Annotated in this window: 5 protein-coding genes; 2 read left to right on the top strand and 3 right to left on the bottom strand. The window is 69.8% G+C overall.

Annotation, left to right across the window (positions count from 1 at the left end; genetic code table 11):
• Both alkB and RMO12_RS06975 read left to right on the top strand, forming a co-directional pair.
• On the top strand, window positions 1-630 hold a 630-nt coding region (gene alkB / locus RMO12_RS06980; RefSeq protein WP_309638729.1), incomplete at its 5' end, for a DNA oxidative demethylase AlkB.
• Window positions 631-725: 95 nt separating this feature from the next.
• Window positions 726-1,163, top strand: a complete 438-nt coding sequence (locus RMO12_RS06975) for a hypothetical protein (protein ID WP_309638728.1) — start codon at window positions 726-728, stop codon at window positions 1,161-1,163.
• Between the two features lie 214 nt (window positions 1,164-1,377).
• On the opposite strand, the gene RMO12_RS06970 is transcribed toward RMO12_RS06975, so the two are convergent.
• The 3 genes from RMO12_RS06970 to RMO12_RS06960 all read right to left on the bottom strand — a co-directional run bounded on the left by RMO12_RS06970 (window position 1,378) and on the right by RMO12_RS06960 (window position 4,257).
• Window positions 1,378-2,898, bottom strand: coding sequence for an AMP-binding protein (locus RMO12_RS06970; RefSeq protein ID WP_309638727.1), 1,521 nt, complete (start codon window positions 2,896-2,898; stop codon window positions 1,378-1,380).
• A gap of 13 nt (window positions 2,899-2,911) precedes the next feature.
• Entirely contained in the window at window positions 2,912-3,049 is a 138-nt protein-coding gene (locus RMO12_RS06965) for a hypothetical protein (protein ID WP_309624621.1), read from the bottom strand.
• A 167-nt stretch (window positions 3,050-3,216) separates the two neighbouring features.
• Complete coding sequence (locus RMO12_RS06960) at window positions 3,217-4,257, bottom strand: MBL fold metallo-hydrolase (protein ID WP_309638726.1); 1,041 nt, start codon at window positions 4,255-4,257, stop codon at window positions 3,217-3,219.
• Window positions 4,258-4,338 lie beyond the last annotated feature (81 nt).

Raw genomic sequence — 4,338 nt, 5'->3', positions numbered from 1 at the left:
CGCGAGGAAGGCGGCCCGACGCACCAATCGCTGGCGCCCGGTGCGGTGGTTCTGCGCGCCTTCGCCGTGCAGCACGAGGCCGCGCTGATGGTTGATCTACAAAAGGTGATCGAGCAGGCGCCACTGCGCCACATGCTCACCCCGGGCGGCTTTCGCATGTCGGTGGCGATGAGCAACTGCGGCGCGCTGGGTTGGGTCAGCGACCGTCGCGGCTACCGCTACGACGCACTCGACCCCGCGAGCGCGCGCCGCTGGCCCGCGATGCCGGCGTCCTTCCTGGCACTGGCGACCGAGGCCGCAACGCGGGCTGGCTTTGCCGGCTTCAGGCCCGATGCCTGTCTCGTCAACCGCTACCAACCCGGCGCGCGGCTCACGCTCCACCAAGACCGCAACGAGCGCGACTTCGCCCAACCCATCGTCTCGGTTTCGCTGGGCCTGCCGGCGATGTTCTTGTTCGGCGGCACCCAGCGCAGCGACAAGACCGCTCGCGTGCCGCTGTTCCACGGCGACGTGGTGGTGTGGGGCGGCCCGGCGCGGCTGCGCTTCCACGGCGTGCTGGCGCTCAAGGACGGACACCATGCGGCGACCGGCGGGCATCGCATCAATCTGACGTTTCGGTGCGCGGGGTAATGGGCGCGGGCGCTGCAGTTCCGGTGGCGTGTGCCGTTGGTGGTGTTGCTGTTGTCGCTCGTGGCCGGCACGTTCGGCCCGGTTGGAGTCCTCAGATGAAAAGGCAAGCTCGCAAACTCGTCCGCAACTGCAGCTTCTTGTTCGTGGCCCTGAACCTTGCCGCCGTCGCGGCCGAGCCGGCGGCGCCGCGCCTGTACGAGATGTCCACCGAAACGGGCATGCCGCACATGGAGGAAAACCTGCGCTATGCCGTGGCCAAGGAAAGGCGCTGCATGAGTACGCACGATCTCTCGTCGGCGTTCTGGATGCTGCGTGACGTGTCGCTGCAGGACTGCAAGCTCGTCAAGGCCAGCCAGGAGGCCGACGCCGCCACCTACCTGCTCGAATGCAGCGGCGGCCACGGCACCACCGGCGATGCCCGCTGGGAACTGGCCCCCGAACGCATCACCGGCACGCTGCGGGTCAGGCTGGGCGGCAAGAACATGACGTTCTACCAGCGCATCACGGCCAGGCCGGTGGGCGACTGCGGCTGAGCGGTCCGGCGGTCACTGGTTCGCCCGGCCTCGGGGAGGTCTCGGGTCGAGGCACCATCGCACAGCGGCACGGCCGTGCCAGCCCACCCCCGCCCTCTCCCGGAGGAAGTGGGAGTAAGACTCTCTGCCTCTTCGCGGCGTACGGTGAAGAGGGCGCCGTTCTTTCTCCCTCTCCCGCTAGCGGGAGGGGCTTGGGGTGAGGGCGCATCGGCCATCACGGGCCCTGCTCCGCATCCATCGCGCGCAGCGCCGTCTTGAGCACCTTGCCGTAGTTGTTCTTGGGCAGCTCGGTGACGAAGCGGTAGTGCTTGGGGCGCTTGAAGCGGGCAATGCGGGCCAGGCAGTGCGCGTCCAGTTCGGCCGGCGCGATCTCGCGGCGGGCCACGATGAAGGCGACCACCTGCTCGCCCCATTCGGCATCGTTGCGACCGACCACCGCCACCTCGGCCACCGCCTCGTGTGTGAGCAGCGCCTCTTCCACTTCGCGCGGGTAGATGTTGCTGCCGCCGCTGATGATGAGGTCCGTGCTGCGGTCGAGCAGCGTAAGGAAGCCGTCCTCGTCGAGCCGGCCGAGGTCGCCGGTGCGCAGCCAGCCGTCGACGATGGCCGCGGCCGTGGCCTCGGGCTGCCGCCAGTAGCCGTTCATCACCACCTCGCCGCGCACGCAGATTTCGCCCATTTCGCCGGGCGCGAGTGCGGCGCCGTTGGCGTCGCGCACCGTCACTTCGACCATCGCCTGCGCCACGCCCACCGAAGCCAGCCGCTCGCGGTAACGCGGCTGCGTGCGGTCGCTGATCATCGCCTTGGGCAGCGCGGTGATCATCATCGGGCACTCGCCCTGGCCGTAAATCTGCGCGAAGTGTGGGCCGATCACTTCGAGCGCCTCGTCGATGTCGGCCAGGTACATCGGGCCGCCGCCGTAGCAGATGGTGGCCAGGCCGCTCGGCCGCTGGCCACTCGCCTTGGCGGCCTCGACCAGGCGTCGCACCATGGTCGGCGCGGCGAAGAACGAGGCGTTGGTCCAGTGCGCGGCCAGCGCCAGGCACTCGGCAGCGTCGAAGCCACCGGAGAAGGGCACGACGTTGAGCCCACCCTGCAGCACATAGGGCAGGTGGACGAAGCCGCTGCCATGCGACATCGGCGCCGGGTGCAGCGCCACGTCGCCGGGCGCGACCGGCTGCACCGCATTGAGCAGGCCCATCGCGGTCCAGCGCAGCTGGCTCAGCGCGAGGTGTACGCCTTTGGGTCGGCCGGTGGTGCCGCTGGTGTAGAACAGCCACACGGGATCGGTGTCGCTGCGCGGCTCGATGGCGCCGGGCGCGAGCGCCGCGTCGTCCATGAAGTCGAAGGCCGCGTGGACCGCGGCGTCGTGGCCCTCGTCGCGCAAGGCCGCCTGCAGTTCGTCGCGCGCGCCGGCGTCGCAAAACACGATGCGGCTGCCGCTGTGAGCGGCGATCCAGGCCGTCTCCTTCGGGTGCAGCTTGGCGTTGATCGGCACCGCCGCCACGCCCGCCCACCAGGCCGCCCAGAGCAGCGGGAAGTACTCGCAGCGGTTGCTCATGAAGAGCGCGATGCGATCACCAGGTGCTGCGCCCTGCGACCGGAGCCAGGTCGCACCGCGTGCCGCACGCGCCGCAAAGCCGCGGTAGTCGCACCAGACCAGGGGTCCGTGCGCAATCGCGGGACGCTCGGGGTATTGCAGCGCCGTGCGCTCCAGCCAATGGGCGATGTTCATGAACGTTCCCGACTCACTGGATTCGCTCGAGGACCGAACCGTAGTTGGTGACGGCCGCGCCACCCATGTTGAACACCACCGCCAGGCGCGCGCCCCGCAGCACGTCGGCGCGGTAGCGGCCGAGCAGTTGCCAGGCGGCCATGACGTGCATCGACCCAGCCTTTCCGGTATGCGCTGCGCCACCAGCGCCTGCGTCGGCGACCGGAAAGCCTGGATGACGGTCCCCATCGGCATGCGGGCAGTCGCGCGTCTCGTTCGAGGCCGACCGCCAGCATCTGCCGCCAGCGATCGCTCGGCACGCCTTGGCGCACACCTGAATCAAGGCGACTTGCCCGCCTTCACCGCGTAGCCCGCCTCGCGCCACGCCTTCATACCGCCGTCGAGCGCCACCGCGCGCATGAAGCCCATCTCGCGCAGGGTCGAGGCGGCCAGGGTGGAGATGCGGCCGAACTCGCAGCAGGTGAGGATGCGGCGCGTCGGGTCGGGAAGCTCGTCATTCACGCGCAGCTCGAGCTGGCCGCGCGGCAGCAGCCGTGCTCCTTCGACGTGGCCGGCCTCGTAGGCGTCGCGCTCGCGCACGTCGAGCACGATCAGCTCGCCGTCACCCGCCACCACGCGCGAGTTCAGCTCGGCCAGCGACATGAAGGGCACGCCAGCGGCCGCTTCGGCGAGCATCTGCGCCACCGTCTTGCCGCCGCTCATGTTGGTGCGCAGCGCCTCGGTGATATGGGTGGGCATCTGCAGGTCGAGGTGACGCATCATGTCCACGAAGGCGGCGCGGTCGCGTTGCTGCAGCCGCGGGTTGCTGGCCAGTTCGTCGGCGAGCGTCGAGTGGCTGCGGCCCTTGTACTCGTGCGCCGGATACAACAGCAGCTTCGGGTCGAGCCTCAGCACGCGCGCGAACAGGCTGTCGTAGAGCGCCTCGGGGTCGCCGCCCGGCAGGTCGGTGCGGCCGGTGGCGCCGATCAGCAGAGTGTCGCCAGAAAACAGCCGGTCTTCGACCACCAAGCACATCGAGTCCGGCGTGTGGCCGGGCGTGTGCAACACCTGCACGCGCAGCTTGCCGACCACCAGCAACTCGCCGTCGTCGACGCGCATGTCGACGGTGAGCGCGGGGCTTGCGCGGTGCATCACCGTCGGCACCCCGAGATGCTTGGCGAGCTGGCGCGTCGCCGAGAAGTGATCGGCATGCGTGTGCGTGTCGATCACGAAGCGGATGCGCAACCCGTCGCGCGCGGCCAGCGCCAGGTAGCGGTCGACCTGGCTCGCCTCGGGGTCGATCAGCGCGGCGCCGCAGGTGTCGGCGCAGCCGATCAGGTAGGACTGGCAGCCGCCGGTGGCGATCTGCTCGAAGATCATCGCAGCCCCCCGGCGCCGAGCGACTTCATTGCGGCTGCTTGACGATGCGCAGATAGGGCTTGGGCGCCGTCCAGCCCTCGG

This window comes from Methylibium sp., from assembly GCF_031393925.1.
GTDB lineage: Bacteria > Pseudomonadota > Gammaproteobacteria > Burkholderiales > Burkholderiaceae_C > Methylibium.
The sequence above is the reverse complement of the archived record's forward strand: the minus strand, read 5'-3'. Positions and strand labels throughout refer to the sequence as shown.